Annotated in this window: 20 protein-coding genes and 1 tRNA gene; 8 read left to right on the top strand and 13 right to left on the bottom strand. The window is 72.7% G+C overall.

Annotated features, from left to right (window positions below; genetic code table 11):
* Positions 1 to 6: 6 nt before the first annotated feature.
* On the bottom strand, positions 7 to 1,428 hold the full coding sequence (locus ABZ862_RS20470; protein WP_360959997.1) for a DHA2 family efflux MFS transporter permease subunit: 1,422 nt from the start codon (positions 1,426 to 1,428) through the stop codon (positions 7 to 9).
* Positions 1,429 to 1,516: 88 nt separating this feature from the next.
* Between ABZ862_RS20470 and ABZ862_RS20475 the strand changes: the two genes are divergently transcribed.
* The gene (locus ABZ862_RS20475; protein ID WP_360959999.1) at positions 1,517 to 2,125 is read left to right on the top strand and encodes a TetR/AcrR family transcriptional regulator; all 609 of its coding nucleotides are present in this window, start codon (positions 1,517 to 1,519) and stop codon (positions 2,123 to 2,125) included.
* A 39-nt stretch (positions 2,126 to 2,164) separates the two neighbouring features.
* Here ABZ862_RS20475 and ABZ862_RS20480 read toward each other — a convergent pair whose 3' ends face one another.
* Positions 2,165 to 2,608, bottom strand: coding sequence for a GNAT family N-acetyltransferase (locus ABZ862_RS20480; RefSeq protein WP_360960001.1), 444 nt, complete (start codon positions 2,606 to 2,608; stop codon positions 2,165 to 2,167).
* 278 nt (positions 2,609 to 2,886) lie between these two features.
* Between ABZ862_RS20480 and ABZ862_RS20485 the strand changes: the two genes are divergently transcribed.
* The gene (locus tag ABZ862_RS20485) at positions 2,887 to 3,654 is read left to right on the top strand and encodes a response regulator transcription factor (protein ID WP_360960003.1); all 768 of its coding nucleotides are present in this window, start codon (positions 2,887 to 2,889) and stop codon (positions 3,652 to 3,654) included.
* On the opposite strand, the gene ABZ862_RS20490 is transcribed toward ABZ862_RS20485, so the two are convergent.
* Positions 3,613 to 4,110 carry a MarR family transcriptional regulator gene (locus tag ABZ862_RS20490; RefSeq protein WP_360960005.1) on the bottom strand — a complete coding sequence of 166 codons (498 nt, stop codon included), beginning with the start codon at positions 4,108 to 4,110 and terminating at the stop codon, positions 3,613 to 3,615. The genes ABZ862_RS20485 and ABZ862_RS20490 overlap by 42 nt on opposite strands.
* A 103-nt stretch (positions 4,111 to 4,213) precedes the next feature.
* Between ABZ862_RS20490 and ABZ862_RS20495 the strand changes: the two genes are divergently transcribed.
* Entirely contained in the window at positions 4,214 to 5,029 is an 816-nt protein-coding gene (locus tag ABZ862_RS20495; RefSeq protein ID WP_360960007.1) for a trans-aconitate 2-methyltransferase, read from the top strand.
* 91 nt (positions 5,030 to 5,120) lie between these two features.
* Here the strand turns inward: ABZ862_RS20495 and ABZ862_RS20500 are convergent, their stop codons facing one another.
* Entirely contained in the window at positions 5,121 to 5,795 is a 675-nt protein-coding gene (locus tag ABZ862_RS20500; RefSeq protein ID WP_360960009.1) for a TetR/AcrR family transcriptional regulator, read from the bottom strand.
* A complete protein-coding gene (locus ABZ862_RS20505; protein ID WP_360960010.1) occupies positions 5,792 to 6,802 on the bottom strand; it encodes a fatty acid desaturase in 1,011 nt (336 codons plus the stop codon). Before ABZ862_RS20505 ends, ABZ862_RS20500 begins: the two co-directional genes overlap by 4 nt.
* Before the next feature lie 315 nt (positions 6,803 to 7,117).
* Between ABZ862_RS20505 and ppc the strand changes: the two genes are divergently transcribed.
* A complete protein-coding gene (ppc, locus tag ABZ862_RS20510; protein WP_360960012.1) occupies positions 7,118 to 9,850 on the top strand; it encodes a phosphoenolpyruvate carboxylase in 2,733 nt (910 codons plus the stop codon).
* 123 nt (positions 9,851 to 9,973) lie between these two features.
* Here the strand turns inward: ppc and ABZ862_RS20515 are convergent, their stop codons facing one another.
* From ABZ862_RS20515 to ABZ862_RS20540, 6 genes are all read right to left on the bottom strand, one after another.
* The gene (locus ABZ862_RS20515; RefSeq protein WP_360960014.1) at positions 9,974 to 10,483 is read right to left on the bottom strand and encodes a hypothetical protein; all 510 of its coding nucleotides are present in this window, start codon (positions 10,481 to 10,483) and stop codon (positions 9,974 to 9,976) included.
* 53 nt (positions 10,484 to 10,536) lie between these two features.
* On the bottom strand, positions 10,537 to 11,139 hold the full coding sequence (gene pth, locus ABZ862_RS20520) for an aminoacyl-tRNA hydrolase (RefSeq protein ID WP_360960016.1): 603 nt from the start codon (positions 11,137 to 11,139) through the stop codon (positions 10,537 to 10,539).
* A 154-nt stretch (positions 11,140 to 11,293) separates the two neighbouring features.
* Positions 11,294 to 11,890, bottom strand: coding sequence for a 50S ribosomal protein L25/general stress protein Ctc (locus tag ABZ862_RS20525; RefSeq protein ID WP_360960018.1), 597 nt, complete (start codon positions 11,888 to 11,890; stop codon positions 11,294 to 11,296).
* A gap of 258 nt (positions 11,891 to 12,148) precedes the next feature.
* Positions 12,149 to 13,129 (bottom strand): ribose-phosphate diphosphokinase, encoded by a 981-nt coding sequence (locus tag ABZ862_RS20530; protein WP_360960020.1) that lies wholly within the window; start codon positions 13,127 to 13,129, stop codon positions 12,149 to 12,151.
* Between the two features lie 131 nt (positions 13,130 to 13,260).
* Positions 13,261 to 14,709 carry a bifunctional UDP-N-acetylglucosamine diphosphorylase/glucosamine-1-phosphate N-acetyltransferase GlmU gene (glmU, locus tag ABZ862_RS20535; protein ID WP_360960022.1) on the bottom strand — a complete coding sequence of 483 codons (1,449 nt, stop codon included), beginning with the start codon at positions 14,707 to 14,709 and terminating at the stop codon, positions 13,261 to 13,263.
* A 123-nt stretch (positions 14,710 to 14,832) separates the two neighbouring features.
* Positions 14,833 to 14,904 (bottom strand) — tRNA-Gln (locus tag ABZ862_RS20540).
* Between the two features lie 227 nt (positions 14,905 to 15,131).
* Between ABZ862_RS20540 and ABZ862_RS20545 the strand changes: the two genes are divergently transcribed.
* Complete coding sequence (locus tag ABZ862_RS20545) at positions 15,132 to 16,478, top strand: histidine kinase (protein WP_360960024.1); 1,347 nt, start codon at positions 15,132 to 15,134, stop codon at positions 16,476 to 16,478.
* A 110-nt stretch (positions 16,479 to 16,588) separates the two neighbouring features.
* Here the strand turns inward: ABZ862_RS20545 and ABZ862_RS20550 are convergent, their stop codons facing one another.
* The gene (locus tag ABZ862_RS20550; protein WP_360960026.1) at positions 16,589 to 17,122 is read right to left on the bottom strand and encodes an SUKH-3 domain-containing protein; all 534 of its coding nucleotides are present in this window, start codon (positions 17,120 to 17,122) and stop codon (positions 16,589 to 16,591) included.
* A gap of 92 nt (positions 17,123 to 17,214) precedes the next feature.
* A complete protein-coding gene (locus ABZ862_RS20555) occupies positions 17,215 to 17,859 on the bottom strand; it encodes a YwqJ-related putative deaminase (protein ID WP_360960028.1) in 645 nt (214 codons plus the stop codon).
* Between the two features lie 287 nt (positions 17,860 to 18,146).
* On the opposite strand from ABZ862_RS20555, the gene ABZ862_RS20560 reads away from it, so the two are divergent.
* The 3 genes from ABZ862_RS20560 to ABZ862_RS20570 all read left to right on the top strand — a co-directional run bounded on the left by ABZ862_RS20560 (position 18,147) and on the right by ABZ862_RS20570 (position 23,060).
* Positions 18,147 to 19,166, top strand: coding sequence for an SMI1/KNR4 family protein (locus tag ABZ862_RS20560; RefSeq protein ID WP_360960030.1), 1,020 nt, complete (start codon positions 18,147 to 18,149; stop codon positions 19,164 to 19,166).
* An 8-nt stretch (positions 19,167 to 19,174) separates the two neighbouring features.
* Complete coding sequence (locus ABZ862_RS20565) at positions 19,175 to 21,928, top strand: SUKH-4 family immunity protein (protein ID WP_360960032.1); 2,754 nt, start codon at positions 19,175 to 19,177, stop codon at positions 21,926 to 21,928.
* Positions 21,929 to 22,172: 244 nt separating this feature from the next.
* A complete protein-coding gene (locus ABZ862_RS20570; RefSeq protein ID WP_360960034.1) occupies positions 22,173 to 23,060 on the top strand; it encodes a cellulose-binding protein in 888 nt (295 codons plus the stop codon).
* Positions 23,061 to 23,176 lie beyond the last annotated feature (116 nt).

Below are 23,176 nucleotides of genomic sequence, written 5' to 3' on the forward strand. Positions count from 1 at the left end.
AGCGGTTCACCTCTGGCCGGTGGCCCCGCGGCCCGGGAGGGTGAGGGCGGGGGCGAGGGCGGTGACCGTGATGCCGATGGTCCACCAGAAGGCGGTGTGGAAGGCGCCGACGGCGCCGTGGGTGAGGAGTGACTGGAGGACGACGGCGACGATCGCGGTGCCGAAGGAGGCGCCGATCTGCTGGACGATGCGGGTGTTCATGGTGGCGTGCTGGATCTCCGCCGGCCGGATGTCGTGGTAGGCCACGGACATCGGCGGGATCAGCATCGCCCCGACGCCGAGGCCGCGGACCAGGAGTACCGCTGCCAGCCACCACAGGCTCGTGTCCGGCCCGGCGGACGTGAACGGGACGGTCGCGGCGGCGGTGAGCAGCAGGCTGAAGACCGTCACGGCGCGGGCCCCGAACCGCTGGACCAGGGCGCCGACCCCGACCCGGGCGACGAGCGCGCCGATGCCCTGCGGGATCAGCAGCAGGCCCGCGTGCAGCACGCTCTCGCCCCGTAGCTGCTGGTAGTAGAGCGGGAGCAGGAACATCGCCGCGTACAGCACCGCGCCGGAGGCGAACAGGACCGCGGAGGCGCTGCCCAGCGACCGCAGGTGCAGCAGACGGATGTCGACGATCGGCTGCCGCTCGCCCGGCCGCAGTGCCCGGGCCACGAACGCGGCCAGCAGTACGGTCCCGGTCAGCAGGGGAACGAGCACACCGGCGTGGTCGACGCCGCCGTCCTGGGACAGCTGGGAGAGGCCGAGCAGGATCGTGGCCAGCGCCGGGGCGAGCAGGACCAGGCCGGTCAGGTCCAGGCGGGTGCGGACGGCGGGACGGTCGGGACGGTCGGCGGGCAGGTGGCGCCAGGCCAGCAGCAGGCCGACGGCGATCACCGGGACGTTGACGAGGAACAGCCAGCGCCAGCTCAGCCAGTTGAGGATCACCCCGCCGATCACCGGGCCGAGGATCGGGCCGAGCGCGATCGGCAGGCTGACGGCCGCCATCAGCCGGCTGCTGACCTGCCCGCCCGCGGTCCGCACCGCGAGCGTCTGCATCAGCGGGAAGATCAGCCCGGCGCCGAGGCCCTGCACCACCCGGAAGCCGATCAGGCCGGCGGCGTCCCAGGAGAGCGCGCACAGCGCGGAACCGGCCACGAACAGCACCAGCGCCGACATCCAGACCCGCTTGCCGCCCCAGCGGCTCTCCGCCCAGCCGGTGAGCGGGATCGTCACCGAGAGCGCCAGCAGGTACGCGGTGGTGACCCACTGGATCGTGCCGGCGGACGAGTGCATCTCGACCACCAGCGTGTGGATCGCCAGCGTCACCATCGTCGAGTCCAGGATCGCCGCGATCCCGCCGACGATCAGTGCCGCCAGCACCTTCCGCGTCTGTGGTGACAGTTTTGTCTCGGTATGCGCTTGTTCGACTGCCGTTCCGGCCATCGGCTCATCCTCGATTAAGAGTGGAATCCATCTCTAACGGAGGCTAGGCGTCCTTGCTAAGGAATGCAAACCTCTCTATCGTGGAGGTGTGGCAGAACCCTCTCCGGAACCCGTCCGTCGTCGCCGGCACGGCGAGCAGCTCGAAGCGGCGCTGCTCGACGCCGCGTGGACCGAGCTGGTGGAGGTGGGCTACGCCGGTCTGACGATGGAGTCGGTGGCCGCCCGGGCCCGTACCGGGATCGCCGTGCTCTACCGGCGCTGGGCCAACAAGAAGGAACTCGTGCTCGCCGCGATCGAGCACCGCCGGCGCGCTCACCCGATCGAGACCCCCGACACCGGCACCCTGCGCGGCGACCTGATCGCGCTGCTGAGAGCCGTCGGTGAGGCGCGGGCCGGTTTCCTCGCCGTCGCCCTGGCCGCCGCCTTCTCCGGGCTGGCCGAGGCCGGTATCACCCCGGCCCAGGGACGCGACCGGCTCCTCGCCGACCAGCCGCTGCGGCGCGACCAGATCATCTTCCGGCGCGCCCACGAGCGCGGCGAGATCGATCTCGACCGCATCCCGGACGCGGTGCTCGCGATGCCGTTCGACCTGGCGCGGCACGATCTGGTGATGAACCTCGAACCGCTGGACCCCGCCCGCGTCGAGTCGATCGTCGACGAGCTGTTCCTGCCGCTGGTCGAGGCGCTGTCCCGGTAGGCGGCGCGGTTCCGGAGGCGACAGGCCCTGGCCCAGCGGCTAGCCCAGCGGCTTGATCAGGGTGTACTCCGTGAGGCCCGGGGGGTAGTCCGGGATGGCGCAGACCGTGCGGTAGCCGTGGCGGCGGTAGAAGCGGGGGGCCTGGAAGTCCCAGGTCTCCAGGCGGGCGCCGCGGCAGGCGCGTTCGGTGCGGGCGATGTGCTCGGCGCGGGTGAGGAGACGGGAGCCGAGGCCCTCGTCCCGGTGGGGCTCGGCGACCCAGAGGTAGGTGATGTGGAGCCACGTCGTCCAGGTGTGGCCGACCAGGCCGCCGGCCAGGGTGCCGGTCTCGTCCAGGGCCCAGAGGTGGAGCGGGAGCTCGTGCTCGGCCGGGGTGCCGCGCAGGGCGCGCAGGACAGGGGACGCCTCGGTGTTGGAGTCGCGCAGCCGGGAACGAAGCAGATCGCGCCGCCGGTTGTCGACTTCTGCCTCAATGCGGAACATGCGGCACACCATAAACGTGCCGGACGGCCAGTTCTGCAAATCGGCTTCCCCTCCGGGCCCCCGCCCGTAACCTGATGAACAGTGCCGGTGGGGGCCGGCGCCGCTCAGGGGGCGAGACAAGTCGGGTACGACACCCGATCGGGGGGTAGAAGCAGCTTCTGCACGGCGGCGGCCGTGCGGCTGCGGCGCCGCTCGGGTGTCGTACCCGCGCCGGTCGCCGTTCCTTGGACGATGGGGTGAGTCCCCAGCTCCGTCCGGAGCCCGGGGAAGGGGGTTTCATGGTTCGTGTCCGAGTCCTGGTCGTCGACGACCACCGGATCTTCGCCGAGTCGCTCGCCGCGGCGCTCGCCGCCGAGCCCGATGTCGACGTGTCCGCCGCGGGAAGTGGTCCCGCCGCACTGCGGTGCCTGGAGCGCGGTGCCGCCGAGGGCCGCCGGTTCGACGTGCTGCTCGTCGACGCCGACCTCGGGGTGCTCGCGCCGGGCCTGCGGGCCGCCGTGCCCGTGCGCGAGGTCGGTGCGGACGGGCTCGTCGACGGGATATCGCTGGTCGCGGGCGTACGGTCCGCGCATCCCGGGGTGCGGACCGTCGTGCTCGCCGAGAAGGACGATCCGCGGCGTGCGGCGCTCGCTCTGCAGGCCGGTGCCTCGGGGTGGGTCGCCAAGGACTGCTCCCTGTCCCGGCTGCTCAGCGTCATCCGCGGCGTGCTGCGCGAGGAGACCCATCTCCCGCCCGCGCTGCTCACCGGCGTACTGCGCGAACTGACCGCGGCCCGCAAGCACCGCACCGAGAGTGAACGGCTCGTCGAGTCCCTCACCCCGCGGGAACGGGAGGTGCTGCGCTGCATGGTCGCCGGACTCGGGCGCAAGGCCGTCGCCGAGCGGCTGTTCCTCTCCCCGCACACCGTCCGCACCCATATGCAGAACGTCCTCGGCAAGCTGGGGGTCCATTCGACGCTCGCCGCGGTCGCGCTCGCGCGGCGGGCCGGGGTCGGTCCCGTCGACCTAGCCGGGGATGTTGTCGAACGGGGCGGTCAGCTGGCGTAGCAGACCGGCCAGCTCGCTCCGCTGGGCGCTGGTCAGCTCCGCCAGGATGGCCCGCTCCTGCTCCAGAAGACCGGCGAGGGCCGCGTCCGCCCGCTCCTGGCCCTCCGCCGTCAGCCGGACCAGCACCCCACGCCGGTCGCTCGGGTCGGGCAACCGCTCCACCAGGCCCTTCTTGGCCAGCCGGTCGATACGGTTGGTCATCGTGCCCGAGGTGACCAGGGTCTGCGTCAGCAGCTGCCCCGGTGAGAGCTGGTACGGCGCACCGGCGCGGCGCAGCGCCGTCAGTACGTCGAACTCCCACGGCTCCAGGCTGTGTTCCGCGAAGGCCAGGCGTCGCGCGCGATCCAGGTGCCGGGCCAGCCTGCTCACCCGGCTGAGCACCTCGAGCGGTTCCACGTCGAGGTCGGGGCGCTCCCGGCGCCATGCTGCGACCAGCCGATCGACCTCGTCCTCCATGGAGATCAGTGTAGTGGTTGTGTCGACGTGAAGTCTCTTGACGTGCATTCTCTCGATATCAAGTATCTTGACGTCGAGATGATGAAGGGGGAAGGTGGAGGGTATGACTGCTTCGCCCTCCTGGGATGCCGCGCAGTACCTGCGGCACGCCGGTCACCGGGCCCGGCCCTTCGCCGACCTCCTCGCCCGGGTGCCCGAGTTGCCCGGCACCCCGCCCCGTATCGCCGACCTCGGCTGCGGGCCCGGCAACGTCACCGCCCTGCTCGCCGACCGCTGGCCCACCGCGCTCGTCACCGGCTACGACAACTCGCCCGCCATGCTCGACCGGGCGCTCACCGAGCACGCGGGGCCGACGCCGGGAGGCGGCCGCCTCGACTTCACCCACGCCGACCTGCGCACCTGGGCGCCGGCGGAGGCGTACGACCTGATCGTCTCCAACGCCGCCCTGCACTGGGTGCCCGGCCATCTCGACGCCTTCCCCGCCTGGCTGGACGGCCTCGCGCCCGGCGGCACCTTCGCCTTCCAGGTGCCGGACAACCTCGACGCACCCCTGCACGCCCTGATGCGTGACCTCGCCGCCGGCCCGCGCTGGGGCTCCCGGCTCGCCGATGTGCCGCGCCGCACCGACTCCGTGCACCCCACCGCCGTCTACCTCGACCGGCTGGCCCGGCTCGGGTGCGCCACGGACGTGTGGGAGACCACGTACCTCCATGTCCTGGAGGGCGAGGACCCCGTCCTCGACTGGGTCAAGGGCACCGGTCTGCGCCCCGTCCTCACCGCCCTCGGCGACGACCCCGAGGCCCGGGACGCCTTCCTCGCCGAGTACCGGACTTTGCTGCGGGACGCCTACCCGCGCACGGAACACGGCACGGTCCTCCCCTTCCGCCGCCTGTTCGCCGTGGCGACGAAAGGGGCGTGAGGCCGGCCATGGGGACCGCCTCGCCCGGCGACCTCCGCCTTCCGGCAGCTGACACTCGGCGACGGCCGGCGCCCCCGTCGGGCGACCCGGTTCAGTTCTTCCGGTGGCCTATCAGGCGGGGGCGCTGTTCCAGGCCGTCCAGGCCGTGCCAGGCCAGATTGACCAGGTGGGCCGCCACCTCCGCCTTCTTCGGGCGGCGTACGTCCAGCCACCACTGGCCGGTCAGGGCGACCATGCCGACCAGGGCCTGGGCGTACAGCGGGGCCAGCTTGGGGTCGAAGCCGCGGCTCTTGAACTCACGGCCCAGGATGTCCTCGACCTGGGTGGCGATGTCGGAGATGAGCGAGGCGAAGGAGCCCGTCGACTGGGGGATGGGGGAGTCGCGGACCAGGATGCGGAAACCGTCCGTGTACTCCTCGATGTAGTCGAGGAGCGCGAAGGCCGCCTGCTCGCACAGCTCACGGGGGTGGCCGGCCGTGAGGGAACTGGTCACCATGTCCAGGAGGCGGCGCATCTCGCGGTCCACGACGACGGCGTACAGGCCCTCCTTGCCGCCGAAGTGCTCGTACACCACCGGCTTGGACACCCCGGCCTTCGCCGCGATCTCCTCCACCGACGTCGCCTCGAAACCCTTCGCCGCGAACAGCGTGCGGCCGATCTCGAGCAACTGCTGGCGGCGCTCCGCACCGGTCATCCGGGTACGGCGCGGGCGCCGCTGCTTGTCGGTGCTGGGAGTGCTCGAGTCGGTCGCCACGGCGTCAATCATGCCGCCTCGACCGCGTCCTTCCGGCTCGGAGAGCCGTCCTGGGCGCCGTTACGCCGCGAATCGATACGTGAGCGTGACGGCCAGCGCACGTCGTACGCCCACCCGAACGCCTCGAACCAGCGGATGAACCGCGCCGAGGAGTCCACCTGCCACCGCTCCACCCCGTGCCGCGCCGACGTCGGGTCGGCGTGATGCAGGTTGTGCCACGACTCGCCGCACGACAGCACCGCCAGCCACCACACGTTGCCCGACCGGTCGCGCGACTTGAACGGACGCCTGCCCACCGCGTGGCAGATCGAGTTGATCGACCACGTGACATGGTGCAGCAACGCCACCCGGACGAGTGACCCCCAGAAGAACGCGGTGAACGCGCCCCACCACGACATCGTGACCAGCCCCCCCACCAGCGGCGGCACCGCGAGCGACACGACCGTCCACAGCGCGAACTGGCGGGAGATCGCCCGGATCGCCGGGTCCTTGATCAGGTCCGGGGCGTACTTCTCCTGCGGCGTCTGCTCCTCGTCGAACATCCATGCGATGTGCGCCCACCACAGGCCCTTGAGCAGCGCCGGAACCGTCTCCCCGTAACGCCAGGGGGAGTGCGGGTCGCCGTCCGCGTCCGAGAAGCGGTGATGCCTGCGGTGATCGGCGACCCAGCGCACCAGCGGCCCCTCCACCGCCAGCGACCCCGCCACCGCCAGCGCGATCCGCAGCGGACGCCTCGCCTTGAACGAACCGTGGGTGAAGTAGCGGTGGAAGCCGATCGTGATGCCGTGGCAGCCGAGGAAATAGAAGAGGACCAGCAGACCGAGGTCCAGCCAGCTCACGCCCCAGCCCCAGGTCAGCGGCACCGCCGCCAGCAGCGCCAGGAACGGGACGACGATGAAGAGGAGAAGGGTGATCTGCTCGATCGAGCGCTTCTGTTCGCCGCCCAGCGTGGCGGAGGGCGGCGCACCGCCGCCGGTCGCCTCCGGGGCGTCGTCGATCACATCGGAGCTCGTGGTCATGGGCGTCCCCTGTGGGGTCGAGGGTCGATACGGGCATCGGCCCGTCGCGTCCCGGGACGCGAGCGGAACCGGACGCGAGCCGAGTGCCACTTCCTACGCTGCCGTAACCTACGGCGTCGTAAGTATCGCAGCGCGCCGCCGCGCGGCAAGGCCCGAGAACCCGCGCGTCCGCATCGACACATATCCTTGGAGTCGGTCGGACAGCGCGGTCCGCTCTGATTTCTTCCCGGATGCCCGGCTTCTAAGCGGCCGCCGCCGCCCACGGGACGCCCGGGTCCCTCCAGACGAGCTTCACCACTGCAAGGAGCCGCACCTGTGAGCAGTGCCGACGACCAGACCATCACGACCAGCACGGAGCTCCGCGCCGACATCAGGCGGCTGGGCGACCTTCTCGGCGAGACCCTCGTCAGGCAGGAGGGACCCGAGCTGCTGGAGCTGGTCGAAAAGGTCCGCCGCCTCACCCGCGAGGACGGCGAGGCAGCCGCCGAACTGCTGCGCGGCACCGAACTGGAGACCGCGGCCAAGCTCGTCCGCGCCTTCTCCGTCTACTTCCACCTCGCCAACGTCACCGAGCAGGTGCACCGCGGCCGCCAGCTGCGCGCCCGCCGTGCCGCCGAGGGCGGCCTCCTCTCCCGCACCGCCGACCGCCTCAAGGACGCCGACCCCGAGCACCTGAAGGCCACCGTCCGGCACCTGAACGTCCGCCCGGTCTTCACCGCGCACCCCACCGAGGCCGCCCGCCGCTCCGTCCTCAACAAGCTGCGGCGCATCGCCACGCTCCTGGAGACGCCCGTCCTCGAGTCCGACCGCCGCCGCCACGACATGCGGCTCGCCGAGAACATCGACCTCGTCTGGCAGACCGACGAACTGCGCGTCGCCCGCCCCGAACCGGTCGACGAGGCCCGCAACGCCATCTACTACCTCGACGAACTCCACGCCGGCGCCGTCGGCGACGTCCTCGAGGACCTCGCCCACGAACTGGAGCGCGTCGGGGTGAAGATCTCCGACGACACCCGCCCCCTCACCTTCGGCACCTGGATCGGCGGCGACCGCGACGGCAACCCCAACGTCACCCCCGAGGTCACCTGGGACGTCCTGATCCTCCAGCACGAGCACGGCATCAACGACGCCCTCGCCACCATCGACTCCCTGCGCGGACTGCTCTCCAACTCCATCCGCTACTCCGGGGCCACCGGGGAACTCCTCGACTCCCTGCGCGCCGACCTCGACCGGCTCCCCGAGATCAGCCCCCGCTACAAGCGTCTCAACGCCGAGGAGCCCTACCGGCTCAAGGCCACCTGCATCCGCCAGAAGCTCGCCAACACCAAGGTCCGCCTCGCGAGCGGCACCCCCCACGAGCCCGGCCACGACTACCTCGGCACCGCCGAACTCCTCCACGACCTGCGGATCATCCAGACCTCCCTGCGCGAGCACCGCGCCGGCCTCTTCGCCGACGGCCGCCTCGACCGGACCATCCGCACCCTCGCCGCCTTCGGCCTCCAGCTCGCCACCATGGACGTACGCGAGCACGCCGACGCCCACCACCACGCCCTCGGCCAGCTCTTCGACCGGCTCGGCGAGGAATCCTGGCGCTACGCCGACATGCCCCGCGAGTACCGCGCCAAGCTCCTCGCCAAGGAACTCCGCTCCCGCCGGCCCCTGGCGCCCACCCCGGCGCCCGTCGACGCCGCCGGCGCCAGGACCCTCGGCGTGTTCGAGACCGTGAAGCGGGCCCTGGAGGTGTTCGGACCCGAGGTCATCGAGTCGTACATCATCTCCATGTGCCAGGGCGCCGACGACGTCTTCGCCGCCACCGTCCTCGCCCGCGAGGCCGGACTCGTCGACCTCCACGCCGGCTGGGCCAGGATCGGCATCGTGCCGCTCCTGGAGACCACCGACGAGCTCAAGGCCGCCGACACCATCCTCGAGGACATGCTCTCCGACCCCTCCTACCGGCGCCTCGTCGCGCTGCGCGGAGACGTCCAGGAGGTCATGCTCGGCTACTCCGACTCCTCCAAGTTCGGCGGCATCACCACCAGCCAGTGGGAGATCCACCGCGCCCAGCGCCGGCTGCGCGACGTCGCCCACCGCTACGGCGTACGGCTGCGCCTCTTCCACGGCCGCGGCGGCACCGTCGGCCGCGGCGGCGGCCCCTCCCACGACGCGATCCTCGCCCAGCCCTGGGGCACCCTGGAGGGCGAGATCAAGGTGACCGAACAGGGCGAGGTCATCTCCGACAAGTACCTGGTGCCGTCCCTGGCCCGCGAGAACCTCGAACTGACGGTCGCCGCGACCCTCCAGGCGTCCGCCCTGCACACCGCGCCCCGCCAGTCCGACGAGGCCCTCGCCCGCTGGGACGCCGCCATGGACGTCGTCTCCGACGCCGCCCACGCCGCCTACCACCGTCTGGTCGACGACCCCGACCTGCCCGCCTACTTCTTCGCGGCCACCCCCGTCGACCAGCTCGCCGACCTCTACCTCGGCTCCCGGCCCTCCCGCCGCCCCGACTCCGGCGCGGGCCTCGACGGACTGCGCGCCATCCCGTGGGTGTTCGGCTGGACCCAGTCCCGCCAGATCGTCCCCGGCTGGTTCGGCGTCGGCTCCGGCCTGGCCGCGCTGCGCGAGGCGGGACTGGACACCGTCCTCGCCGAGATGCACCAGCGGTGGCACTTCTTCCGCAACTTCATCTCCAACGTCGAGATGACCCTCGCGAAGACCGACCTCAGGGTCGCCGCCCACTACGTCGAGACCCTCGTCCCCGCGGAACTGCACCACGTCTTCGACACCATCCGCGCCGAACACGACCTCACCGTGCGCGAAGTCCTCAAGGTCACCGGGGAGAAGGACCTCCTCGACCACACCCCGGGGCTCCGCCAGACCCTCGGCATCCGCGACGCCTACCTGGACCCGATCTCGTACCTCCAGGTCACGCTGCTCAAGCGGCAGCGGGACGCGGCGGCGGCGGGCGAGGAGCCCGACCCGCTGCTGGCCCGCGCGCTGCTGCTCACCGTCAACGGCGTGGCCGCGGGCCTGCGCAACACGGGCTGACAGGGGCCGGCACCGGGTGCTCCCCGCCGGCCGGCGGGGAGCACCCGGTGCCGTGGGCACAGCGGTGGAACGACCACTGCCCGCAGAGGGCAGCGGCAGAAGGGGGCCGGTTCCCGGCCGGCCTCACACCGCGAAGAAGACCGCCGTCAGCAATGCAGTCCCGCCCGCGGCCAGCAGCCAGGCAAGCCGGGTCCGGCGCAGGCCGCCCGCCACCACCACCGACGCCAGCAGCAGCGCGCCGCCCATCGGCACCCACGAGTACAGCACCCCGCCCGGGCCCGAACGGATCACCTCGTCACCGGCACCCGGCTTCACGACCACCGCGTACGTACGGCCCTTGCGCACCGCCACCGACTTCTCGATCACCACCCGCGACCGGGCCGACGACCCCGTCGACACCGGCGTGTACGGCCCCGTGCAGGTGTCCGCGCCGCACGACGTCACCGCGACCGTGCCCTGCTCACGTCCCTTGGTGAGCATCACGTACTGCGCCGTCCCCCACGACCCCCACACCCCGCAGAACAGGATCAGCGCGGCGAGCACCGCCATGGCGGCCGTCCGTCCCAGCCGCAGCGCGGTACGCGCACCCGGACGGGACGAGGCGGCGGAGGCAGCAGGCATGGCCGGGATCATTGGCCATGCCCGTACGCCAGGTCAACTCGGAGCGGGCCCGGCCGCCGGACACGTCACGAGTTGTACGTACTCTGCGCCCGCTCCAGGCCCTCCAGGACCAGGGCCTCCACCGCGTCCGCCGCCCGGTCCACCAGGTAGTCGAGCTCCTTGCGCTCCGCGGACGAGAAGTCCTTCAGCACGAAGTCCGCCACCTGCATACGCCCCGGCGGCCGGCCGATCCCGAACCGCACCCGGTGGTACTCCGCGCCCATCGCCTTGGTGACCGACTTCAGGCCGTTGTGCCCGTTGTCCCCGCCGCCCAGCTTCAGCCGCAGCGTCCCGTAGTCGATGTCCAGCTCGTCGTGGACCGCGACGACGTTCGCCGGCGGCACCTTGTAGAAGTCCCGCAGCGCGTTCACCGGCCCGCCGGACAGGTTCATGTACGACATCGGCTTCGCCAGGACCACCCGGCGGCTGCCCGGACCGAGCGGACCGATCCGCCCCTCCAGCGTCTGCGCCTGCGCCTTGCCGGCCCGCTTGAATTTCCCGCCCATCCGCTCCGCCAGCAGATCGGCCACCATGAACCCCACGTTGTGCCGGTTCATCGCGTACTCCGGCCCCGGATTGCCCAGCCCGACGACGAGCCAGGGGGCATTGGCAGGGGTGGTCACGTCCATGTCTCCTCGATGACTGCTGGGACGACTGACTGCTGGGACGACTGCTGGAAATACCCTCGCTCGGACACGCGCCAGCCGCTGCCCCCACCGGGAACAGCGGCTGACGTGCGACGCGTACGACGACAGGACCCCGAATCGGGCCCCGGGGCCCGGATCAGGCCTCGGCGCCGGCCTCCGCCTCGCCCTCGGCGCCCTCCGACGCCTCCTCGGCCTGCGCGGCCAGGACCTGCAGGACGACCGTGTCCTCCTCGACGGCCAGCGAGACGCCCGACGGCAGGGTGATGTCCTTGGCGAGCACCGAGGCGCCGGCCTCCAGACCCTCGACGGACACCGTCACGGACTGCGGGATGTGGGTGGCCTCGGCCTCGACCGGAAGCGCGTTCAGCACGTGCTCCAGCAGGTTGCCGCCCGCGGCCAGCTCGCCCTCGGCGTGCACGGGGATCTCGACCGTGACCTTCTCGCCGCGCTTGACCAGCTGCAGGTCGACGTGCTCCAGGAAGCCCTTGATCGGGTCGCGCTGCACGGACTTCGGGATCGCCAGCTCGTTGGACTTGCCGTCGATGTCCAGGGAGATCAGGACGTTCGGCGTACGGAGCGCCAGCAGCAGGTCGTGGCCCGGCAGCGTCAGGTGCAGCGGGTCCGAACCGTGCCCGTACAGCACACCCGGAACCTTGTGGTCACGGCGGATACGGCGGGCGGCACCCTTGCCGAACTCGGTGCGCGTCTCGGCGCTGAGCTTCACCTCGGACATGGTCACTCCTCGTAGAAAAATCGGAATCAGCTCGGACGTGGTCACCCGGCCACGAACGGCCTGCTACGAAGAGCGCGTCGATAACGGACCACCACACCCGGATCCGTACCGAGACGGACGCGGGCACGGCCTCCCTCGCCGAGCAACTGCAACAGAGTACTCGGAGAGGGAGGCCGCGGAAAAATCGATCAAGCGGCGGGACGGCGCACCCGCGACGCACCCGTGACACCCGGGCTGCCGCCCGGGCCGCCGCCCGGTCTACTGCTCGTCGAACAGGCTCGTCACCGAACCGTCCTCGAACACCTCGCGCACCGCGCTCGCGATCGTCGGCGCGATCGACAGCACCGTGATCTTGTCCAGGCCGGCGCCCAGCTCACCCGGCGTCGGCAGCGTGTTCGTGAACACGAACTCGCCCACCCGGGAGTTCTTCAGCCGGTCCGCCGCCGGACCCGACAGCACCCCGTGCGTCGCCGTCACGATGACGTCCTCGGCGCCGTGCGCGAACAGCGCGTCGGCCGCCGCGCAGATCGTGCCGCCCGTGTCGACCATGTCGTCGACCAGCACACACACCCGGCCCTCGACCTCGCCGACCACCTCGTGCACCGTGACCTGGTTCGCCACGTCCTTGTCACGCCGCTTGTGGACGATCGCCAGCGGCGCGCCCAGCCGGTCGCACCAGCGGTCCGCCACCCGCACCCGGCCGGCGTCCGGCGACACGATCGTCAGCTTCGCCCGGTCCACCTTCCGGCCCACGTAGTCCGCCAGCAGCGGCAGCGCGAACAGGTGGTCCACCGGACCGTCGAAGAAGCCCTGGATCTGGTCCGTGTGCAGGTCCACCGTCAGGATCCGGTCCGCACCCGCCGTCTTCATCAGGTCCGCGATCAGACGCGCCGAGATGGGTTCACGGCCCCGGTGCTTCTTGTCCTGCCGCGCGTAACCGTAGAACGGCACGATGACGGTGATGGAGCGGGCCGACGCGCGCTTCAGCGCGTCGATCATGATCAGCTGCTCCATGATCCACTTGTTGATCGGAGCCGTGTGGCTCTGGATCAGGAAGCAGTCGGCACCGCGCGCCGACTCCTGGTACCGCACATAGATCTCACCGTTGGCGAAGTCGAAGGCCTTGGTCGGCACCACCCCGACACCCAGCTGCTGGGCGACCTCCTCGGCAAGCTCGGGGTGGGCACGGCCGGAAAAGAACATCATCTTCTTTTTGCCGGTCGTCTTGATCCCGGTCACGGCACAGTCTCCTCAGAGGTGTTCAGCCGAGTAGGGACGTCTTCTCTCCTGGGCACGAGAGGACGCCTCAGCTGGTGGGGTGCGGATGGGCACTTATCACGGTACGCCGTGTCCGGCGTGCGCGTTTCCCGTCAGGCCGTGCCGCCGCCCTGCCCGGACGCCCCCTCCGCGGCCTTCGCCGACGCGCTCCCGGGACGCTTGCGGGCCACCCAGCCCTCGATATTCCGCTGCTGACCACGGGCCACGGCCAGCGAACCGGGCGGCACGTCCTTCGTGATCACGGACCCGGCGGCGGTGTACGCGCCGTCCCCGACCGTGACGGGAGCCACAAACATATTGTCCGAGCCCGTCTTGCAGTGCGACCCGACGGTCGTGTGGTGCTTGTTCTCCCCGTCGTAGTTCACGAACACGCTGGCAGCGCCGATGTTCGTGTACTCACCGATCGTCGCGTCCCCCACGTACGACAGGTGCGGAACCTTCGTCCCCTCGCCGATCGACGCGTTCTTCGTCTCGACGTACGTACCGACCTTCGCCTTCAGCCCCAGCCGCGTCCCCGGCCGCAGATACGCGTACGGCCCCACCGTCGCCTGCGGCCCGACGTGCGCCCCGTCGGCCACCGTGTTGTCCACCCGCGCCCCGGCGTCCACCCGGGTGTTCCGCAGCCGGCTGTTCGGCCCGACCTCCGCGCCCTCGCCCAGATGAGTGGTGCCGTGCAGCTGCGTCCCCGGATGCACGACGGCGTCCTGCTCGAAGGTCACCGTCACGTCGACGAAGGTCGTCGCCGGGTCGACGATCGTCACACCGTCGAGCATCGCGCGCGTGAGCAGCCGGTCGTTGAGGATCCGCCGCGCCTCGGCGAGCTGCACCCGGTTGTTGATCCCGGCGATCTCATGATGATCACCGGCCGCCGAGGCCCCCACCCGGTACCCGGCACCGCCGAGGATCCCGAGGACGTCGGTCAGGTACTCCTCGCCCTGGCTGTTGTCCGTCCGCACCTTCTTCAGCGCGTCCGCCAGCAGCTGCCCGTCGAACGCGAACACCCCGGAGTTGATCTCCCGGACCGCCCGCTGCTCCTCCGTGGCGTCCTTGTGCTCGACGATCGCGGTGACGGCACCGGTCGCCCCGTCGCGCACGATCCGGCCGTAGCCGGTGGCGTCCGGGACCTCGGCGGTCAGCACGGTCACCGCGTTGCCGTCGCCGGTGTGCGTGGCGGTCAGCGTCCGCAGGGTCTCCCCGGTCAGCAGCGGCGTGTCACCGCACACCACCACGACGGTCCCCTCGACGGCGCCGCCGAGCTCCTCCAGCGCGATCCTGACGGCGTGCCCGGTCCCGTTCTGCTCCGCCTGCACGACCGTGCGGGCCCGCGGGTCGGCCTCGGCGAGATGCGCGGTGACCTTGTCCCTGCCGTGCCCGACCACGACGACCAGGTGCTCGGGGTCCAGTTCGCGGGCCGCGGCGAGCACATGGCCCACCAGGGATCGGCCGCAGATCTCGTGCAGGACCTTCGGCACGGAGGACTTCATACGGGTGCCCTCACCCGCTGCGAGTACGACGACGGCTGCCGGGCGGTTGGCGCTCACGGAGTTGCCCTTCGGCTGTGGATGGGTGTGCTGTGGGGGGACATCCGCAGGATAGCCGGGGTGTTCGAAGAGCGGACATGCGAACGGGCCCTGACGGAGGTGTCAGGACCCGGTTCCGAAAAGCTCCCCTGCCAGGACTCGAACCTGGAACAAATCATCCAAAGTGACCCGTGTTGCCGATTACACCACAGGGGAGTGTTCAGCATCCTCAAACGGACATATCTTACGGTCTGTCGAGGTCGCGGCACCTACTATGCCGTACCACCGGCCCTCGGTGCGACGGGGTGGGGAAGTGCTTGGGGCGACCGTGGGCGTGCGGCACAGCGGGGAATTTCGGCTGTGATCCGGTTACGGCGGGTGGTGTAGGCATGAAGGTGAAACTCACCGGAAAAGATCCCCCCGGCGACCGTAGGCTGGGACGCATGACCACGACGGGGGCAGACCACTCCGCGGCTTTGACCGGGCCGTGGTGGTGGGTGCGGTGGCGCGGTGCGGTGCTCGACGGGAGTCTCGCGGTGGCGTCGGCGCTGGAGTGCGGTCTGGAGGGCATCCCGTTCGCCCGGGACGCGGGGATCCCGCTGTCGGCCGGGATCGTGTTCGGGGTGCTGGCCGGTTCGGTGCTGCTGGTCCGGCGGAAGTGGCCCATCGCGGTGGTGCTGGTGGCGATCGCCGTCACGCCCGCCCAGATGGGCTTCCTGATGGGCATCGTCGGCCTCTACACGCTCGCCGCGGCCGAGGTGCCCCGGCGGATCGTCGCGGCGCTGGCCGGGATGGCGATGGTCGGCACGATGATCGTGACGTTCGTGCGCGCGCGGCAGGACATCGCGCGGGGCGACTGGACCATCGGTGACTGGTTCGTCCCGTTCGCCTCGATCACGACCGCGCTGGGGCTGACGGCGCCGCCGGTGCTGCTCGGGCTGTACGTCGGCGCCCGGCGTCGGCTCATGGAGAGCCTGCGGGAGCGTGCCGACAGCCTGGAGCGGGAGCTGATGCTGCTCGCGGAGCGGGCGGAGGAGCGGGCCGAGTGGGCCCGTAACGAGGAACGGACCCGGATCGCGCGCGAGATGCACGACGTCGTCGCGCACCGGGTGAGTCTGATGGTCGTGCACGCGGCGGCGCTCCAGGCCGTCGCCCGGAAGGATCCCGACAAGGCCGTGAAGAACGCCGCCCTGGTCGGTGACATGGGGCGGCAGGCGCTGACCGAGCTGCGGGAGATGCTCGGCGTCCTGCGCAGCGGCAGCAGTGGAAGCGGCAGCGGCGGGGGCGGCGCCGACGGGCGGGTGCGGCGGGTGCCGGAGGCCGCCGGCCTGCCGCTGGCCGCGGTGGGCGCGGCGGCCGCGGCGGCGGCGGACTCGGCCCACGGCCGTGAGGAAGGGCCCTGTCTGTCGGAACTGGACGAGCTGGTCGGGCAGTCCGCGGCCGCCGGGATGGCGGTGGACCTGTCGGTGCAGGGTGACGCGCGGTCGTACGCGCGGGAGATCGAGCAGACGGCCTACCGGGTGGTGCAGGAGGCGCTGACGAACGTGCACAAGCACGCGGCGGGCGCGAAGACGTACGTACGGCTGGCGCACCGGGTGTCCGAGATCGCGATGCAGGTCGAGAACGAACCGCCGCCGGAGCCCTCGGCGGCGGAGGCGGCCGGGCTGCCGTCCGGCGGCAACGGCCTGGTCGGGATGCGGGAGCGGGTGCTGGCCCTGGGCGGGGTGTTCGTGTCGGGGCCCACGGACGCCGGCGGGTTCCGGGTGTCGGCGGTCATCCCGGCGGCGTAGGGCCCGGCGCCGGGGCGCGCCGGGGCCGGTGTGGGGCTTCGGTGCGGTGCTTCGGCGTGGCGCCGGGGCCGGTGTGGGGTCACGTCCGGCGCGGCGCCCTGGGCGGGGCGTCAGCCTGCGGTGAGGCGTGCGGGTGCTATGCCGGAGACGAGGACCGTGAGGGCGTGGTCGATGTCGGGGCCGAGGTACCAGTCGCCGGTGTGGTCGAGGGCGTAGACGCGGCCCACGGCGTCGATGGCGAGCACGGCGTGCGTCTCGGTCTCCGCGCCGAGCGGGCTGACCTCGGCGCCGAGGGCGCGGCCGAGGTCGCTGAGGGTACGGGCGAGGTGGAGGCCGTGCATCGGGTCCAGATGGACGTGGACGGGGGCCACCTGGCGGCCGGGGCCGGCCGGGGTGATGCGCAGCCCGCCGAACTCGGCCCAGGCCTCCACGGCGGCGGGGAAGACGGCGTGCAGATGCCCGGCGGGCGAGATGTGGCCGCGCAGGGTGTCGGCCCAGCTCTCGGCCTGCTGTATGTCCCAGCGTCCGGGTACCCAGCCCGCGGCGCGCAGGGCGGCGTCGACGGGGACGGCGAAGCGGGATGGGGGTACCCCCTGCTCGAACGGAGCTGAGAGCTTGGGGGGCGAGGTGCGGTCCGTGTGCATCTGCTCTTCGATCTTCGTGCCTGGGTTGTCCTGTACGTGCTGTACGTGCTGTACGTGCTGTACGTGCTGTACGTGCGTGCGGGGGCGGGCGTTCAGCCGGCTGCCGCCGTGGGGTCGACGACGCGGACGCCGAAGTGGGCGGTGAGCGCGGCGCAGGCGCGGCAGGGGGCGGCGAAGGCGCCGTGCAGGGGGTCGCCGTCCTCGCGGATGTGACGGGTGGTGAGTTTGGCCTGCTTGAGGATCTTGCGGGCTTCGCCGTTGGTCATGGGTTTGCGCGCGGCGCGTTTGCTGCGGGTGGCGTCGGCGGCGGTGATGTGGCGGGAGACGAGGATGGTCTCGGCGCAGCGCCCGGTGAAGCGGTCGCGCTGGGCGCTGGTGAGCGTGTCGAGGAAGTCCTGGACGAGGGGGTGGAGCGGGGGCGGCTGGTCGCCGCGGGCGGCGGTGCCGGTGAGGGTGGCGCCGCGTACGGAGAGGGCGGCGGCGACGGTGGGGAGTATGCCGTCGCGGCGGTGGTGGAGGGCGGGGGCCGTGCGGGCGTCGGCGGCGCTCCAGCCGACCCGGGGGTCACCGGTGCCCGGGGGGCCCGCGGCCGTGGGGCCTGGGGCGTGCGGATCCGCGGCGGTGCCGGTGCGCCGGGCGCCGGGCATACCGGTGTGCGGGGTGCCCGAGGTGCCGCCGTGCGGTGGCTCGGGGGCCCCTGTGCGTGTTCCCGTCTGCGTCGCGTTCATGATCGTCATTCCCTCCCGAGCATGCCCCGGAGTCCACAGGGTGCCAAATCCCGTGGCGGCTGCGTTAACTGAGGCGTGCGACACGCCCGGGTTTGGGCGGGCTGTCACGGCAGGGTGACGGCAGGTCACGGAAGTGGAGGGCCGGTGACCTGTGTCGGCGTAGCGAATAGGCTGTCGGCACCGCGATCCGCGCGGTCAACGCGTCGGAGACAGTCCATACGGGCCGTAGTGCGCCAGACGTGGTCATTACGGATGGTGAAGTCGGTCCGTACAGAGCGCCGCAGGGGGCAACCGCCATGACGACAGGTCGGCTCGGGCTGGGGGCACCTCCCGGCCGCCAGGCCGGGGGACAAGCCGCGCCGCCGAACGCGGCCTACGCCGGGCAGGTCGTGCATTTCCCGGATCCGGTCCGGGCGGCACGTCATCCCAGGGGGGTGCGGGTGGACGAGCACGGTTACCCGGATTTCTCCCCCTACGCGCGCGCGGCCGTGGAGATCGCGGAGCCGCCGGAGGGCTTCGGGGTCGACGAACTGCGGCTGACGGACTACGTGTCGGCGAACGCGGCGCTCGCGGCCACCGGACACGACCTGTGGGACACGGTGCCGGACGTGGCGACGCCGCACGGCTGGACGTGGCACCACGTGGCGGGTTCACGGCGGCTCGAACTGGTCCCCGTCGACGTGAAGGCGCTGCTGAGGCATCACGGCGGGATAGCGACCGCGAACGTGGACCAGCTGAAGCGGGGTACGCGGCCGCTCCAGGAGACGCGTCCGGCGCATTTCGGGCTGCCGAAGTCGCTGGTCGCGGTGACGGAGCAGCAGGTGCAGGGCGTGGAGGAGGATCTGGGCTACCGGCTGCCGGGCCCGTACCGGTCCTTCCTCAAGGCGGCGGGCGGCTGCGCGCCGGTGGGGACGGCGCTGTACGCGGAGCTGGGGCTGCTGATCGACCAGCCGTTCTTCACGGTGCGGGACGAGGCGGCCGTCAACGATCTCGTCTACGTCAACAAGTGTCTGCGCGACCATCTCACCAAGGACTACCTGGGGATCGGTTTCGTGCAGGGCGGGCTGCTGGCGGTGAAGGTGCGCGGGCAGCGGGCCGGTTCGGTGTGGTTCTGCGCGTACGACGACGCGCGGGACGTGGATCCGTCGTGGTCGCAGCCGGAGCGGGTGGAGCGGCTGCTGCTGCCGTGCGGTGAGGACTTCGACGCCTTCCTGTCGCGGCTGGCGGGTTCTCCGCCGGAGTTGGAGACGGTGGCGAATCTGATGGTGGACGGCGGTTTCGCACACGCTGTCCCCGTCTCTTCGGTGGGGGAGTGAGCTCGGCGATGGTGACGTTCGCGCAGGCGCAGGAGCGCGCCGAGGAATGGGTCAACGGGGACGTGCCCGCGTACCAGCACCGTGAGGTGCGGGTGCGGGAGTTCGAGCTCGGGTTCGTGGTGTGGGCGGAGGACCGTCCGGAGGGCCCGCGTTCGGACGGGGGCGGGCAGCGGCTGGTGATCGCCCGGGACAGCGGGGAGGCCACGCTGTGGCCGGCGCTGCCGGTGGGCGAGGTGATCCGCCGGTACGAGGAGGAGTACGGCCGTCCGGACGACGCCGGTCCGCCGGTGGCGCCGCCCGCTCCGGCACGGGTGGATCTGAACCAGACGTCGTTCCTGCTGTCGCCGCCGGAGTGGTTGCAGGAGGCGGCGGACAAGCTGGGGATCCCCGACCGCAGGGGCGGCGGGGGCCCGGGTACGTCCAGGACGGGGGCCGGGGGCTCGCCGGTCTCCTCCGGTGCCGGGCGGCCCGGTGGCGGTGCGCTGCCGGAGACGCAGGCCGGGGTGCCGGTGAGCGGTGCCGGCGGCCCGGGTGCGGGTCCGGCTCCGGCTCCGGTTCCGGGTGCGGCTTACGGGGCGGGTGCCGAGCCCGCCGACCGGCCGCCGGGTGCCGGGTCCGGTACGGCGGGGGGCGGTGCCGTGTGGCCGCCGGCCGCCGGGGTGCCGGGTGCGGCGGCGGTGCCGGCGGGGGCGACGCCGTGGGCGGGCACGGACACCAACGCGGACGCGGGTGAGGACCGTTCGGTGCCGCTGCCCGAGACGGTGTTCGCGTCGGCGCTGGCCGAGGTGCCCGAGGACGCTCCGTCGGACCACCGGTCGGACACGCCGCCGGAGGCGCGGACGGCGCTGCTCCCGGGGGGCAGCCAGCTGCCGCCCACCACGCGCGCGCGTGCGTTGCAGCCGGACACGCCGTCACCGGGGATGCCCGGCACGCCGGGTGCGCCGGGTGCGCCGCTGGGCAGTGCGCCGCCGCCTCCGCCGCCTGCCGCGCCGTCGTACGGCTATCCCATGGCCCCGCCCGGGGCGGGCGGTCCCGGTACGCCGCCTCCGGCCCCGCCCGCGCCGTCGTACGGCTATCCGCAGGGCGCCCCCGGCGACCCCGGCGGTCCCGAGCGGCGCCTCGCACCGAACGCCGAGGACATCGCGGACGCCGCGACGAGCAAGGCCCCGCCGCCCGCGCGGGCCCGCCGGAGCGGCGCGGGCACGCCCCCGCCGCCTCCGCCGGTGCCCGGTGCGCCCGGCGTGCCCGGCGCCCCGCACGGGAGCACGCCCCCGCCGCCGCCCGCACCGGGCGCTCCCGGGGGCGGGTACCAGCCGACGCAACTGGTGTCGTCGCTCGGCCCCGGCGGACCGGAGACCCCGGCGGGTCCGGGTGCCCCGGGCGTCCCTGATGCGCCTGGCGCGCCGAACCCGCCCGGTGGTACGCCCCCGGGCGGTGTCCACCACGCCGCGACGATGCTGGCCAACCCGAACCCCATGGGCCCCGGTGCCCCGCAGCCGCCCGGCGTGCCCGGCGCCCCCGGCACCGTGCACTACGCGGAGACCATGCTGGCCGGGCCCGCGGTGGGCACCCCCGGCGCGCCTCCGCCGCCGCCCGCCCCCGGGATGCCCGGGATGCCGCCCGGCGCCGTACCGCCCGGTCCGCCGCCCGTGCCGGGCCGGCCGATGACCGGTCAGCCCATGCAGGGTCCACCCATGCAGGGCCCGCCGATGCAGGGCCCGCACGTGCCGGGTCAGCCGATGCCGGGTCAGCAGCCTCCCGCGTACGGCTATCCGCAGCAGCAGGCGATGCCCATGGTCGGCCCGGGGTATCAGGCGGTGCTGCGCTTCCGGGCGCAGGACGGGTCGGAGCAGCAGCTGATCCGGCGTTCGGCGCCGGGCACTCCGCATCCGGAGTGGCAGATCTTCCACGAGCTGCGCGGGATGAACGTGCCGCCGGACCAGGTGCTGGAGCTGCACACGGAGCTGGAGTCGTGCGAGCTGCCGGGCGCGTACTGCGCGCGGATGATCCGGGAGCAGTGGCCGCAGGCGCGCATCACGAGCATCGCGCCGTACGGCACGGATCATGCGAGCCGCCAGCAGGGCATGCAGCAGTTGCTGGCGCACCAGGGCGAGCTGCACCAGGTGGCGGACGGTCCCGCGCGGCAGGCGCCGGTGCGGGTGCCGGTGCCGCCGGTGCAGCCCGCGCCGCCGATCCCGCCGGAGGGGATCGCGCAGGAACTGGGGGCGGCGTTCGGGCCGGGGGTCTTCCGGTTCGAGCAGGCCGCGGTGTCCCGGCAGGGTGTGCCGCCGGTGGTGGCGCACACGCTGGTGGTGGCGGGGCTGCCGCTGGACCTGGGTCCGTTCTTCTGGGCGCAGGCCCAGCCGGGCCGTCCGGTGCCGACCCTGGCGGAGCTGGCGCAGGAGCGGGGGGTGCAGGCCGCCGTGGACGCGGGGTCGTACCTCGTGATGGGCACCGACTTCGGCAAGGCGGTCTGTGTGCAGTACGGCACGGCCAACATCGTGGCGGTGCCCGTGGAGGCCGGGCCGGGCGGTGCTCCGGTGCCGCCCCAGTTCGTGAACACGGGGCTGCCCGAGTTCGCGCGCTGCCTGGCGCTGCTGGGCCGGATGTGGCGGCTGCGGTACGGACTGAACCAGGAGCAGGCGGGCCGCTGGACCGTCGACTTCCAGGCGCAGCTGGCGTCGCTGGACCCGGCGGCGCTGGGGTCGCCGGAGAGCTGGTGGTCGGTGCTGCTGGAGCAGATGTGGGACGGACTGCTCTGAAGCGCCGGTGAGCTGCTGACCCGTCGATCCTGCGGACCGGCGGACCGGCGGATCGTCGAACAGGGCCGGGCCCGGTCGTCTGACCGGGCCCGGCCCTGTCGTGTGCGTACGGACGGCGGCCGCGCCCCGCCCGCGGAGTGTCACGTCATGTCTGCCGGATCGCGATCCATCACAATATGCGCGAAGTGACGAAGCGTTAATCGTCATCTCATTTCGCGCCTTTTCGGATGGAGAGAGGTCCCGGATGAGCAGCCCGCGGGTGACGTGGAACGGCTTCGGGGCGCGGTGGAGGCGGAGTTACCGCCCCGAGCAGGTCGACGCGTTCACCGAGGCGCTCGGGCAGGACCGCGACGCCGCCTGGGAGCGCGCCGCCCGGCTCACGGTGCTGGCCAGGGACATGGAGGCGGAGCTGGAGCGGCTGAGGGCGGTCGTGGCGGGGCTCGCGCCGCAGTCGTACCACGCGCTGGGGGAGCGCGCCCGGCGCGTCCTCGAGCTGGCGCGCGAGGAGGCGTGGGACGTGGTGAGGGGAGCGCGGCAGGAGGCCGAGCGCCGTGCGGAGGAGGCGCGGGTGCGCGCCGAGGGCGTACGGGAGGCCGTGAGACCGCGCGCGGAGGCCGTACGCGCCCAGGCCGAGGAGCACGCCAGGGCGCGGCTGCTGGCGGCACGCGCCGAGGCGGACGAGGTACGGGTGACGGCGCGCCGGGAGGTGAAGGCGGGGCGCGGTGAGGCGCTGGCCGTGCTCCGTGAGGCGCGCCGGCGTACGTCGGAACTGCTGGCCGGGCAGCGGAAGGAGCATGCCGGGCGGTGGGCGGCGGCCGACCGGGAGGCCGTCGGGCGGGCCGCGGCGCTCGACGCCCACCACGCCCGGGCGCTGGCGCGCGCCGAGGCGGATCTCGCCGAGGCGCGGCGGGTGTTCGGGGCGGCGCAGGAGTCGGCGGGGCGGGTCCAGGAGGCGGCGCGGGTACGCGCGGCGGCGGTGCTCGCCGAGGCGAGGGCCCGGCAGGAGCTGATCGCCCGGGAGACGGAGCGGGCGCTGCGTGAGCACGGTGAGCGGTCGGACGAGGTACGCGCGGAACTGGATCGTGTCCTCGGCAGCCTGTCGTCCCTGGCAGGACGCGCGCCCGCCGAGTGAGACGGCGGCCCGGCCGCGAGCGGTACGGCGAGCGGGGCGTCCGGGGGCGCGTCGGCCGTCCCGCGCGGCAGGCCGGGGGCTGGGGTGGCTCGGGTGCGCCGGGTGGCTCGGTCGGG

This window comes from Streptomyces sp. NPDC047000, assembly GCF_040644295.1.
Taxonomy (GTDB): domain Bacteria; phylum Actinomycetota; class Actinomycetes; order Streptomycetales; family Streptomycetaceae; genus Streptomyces.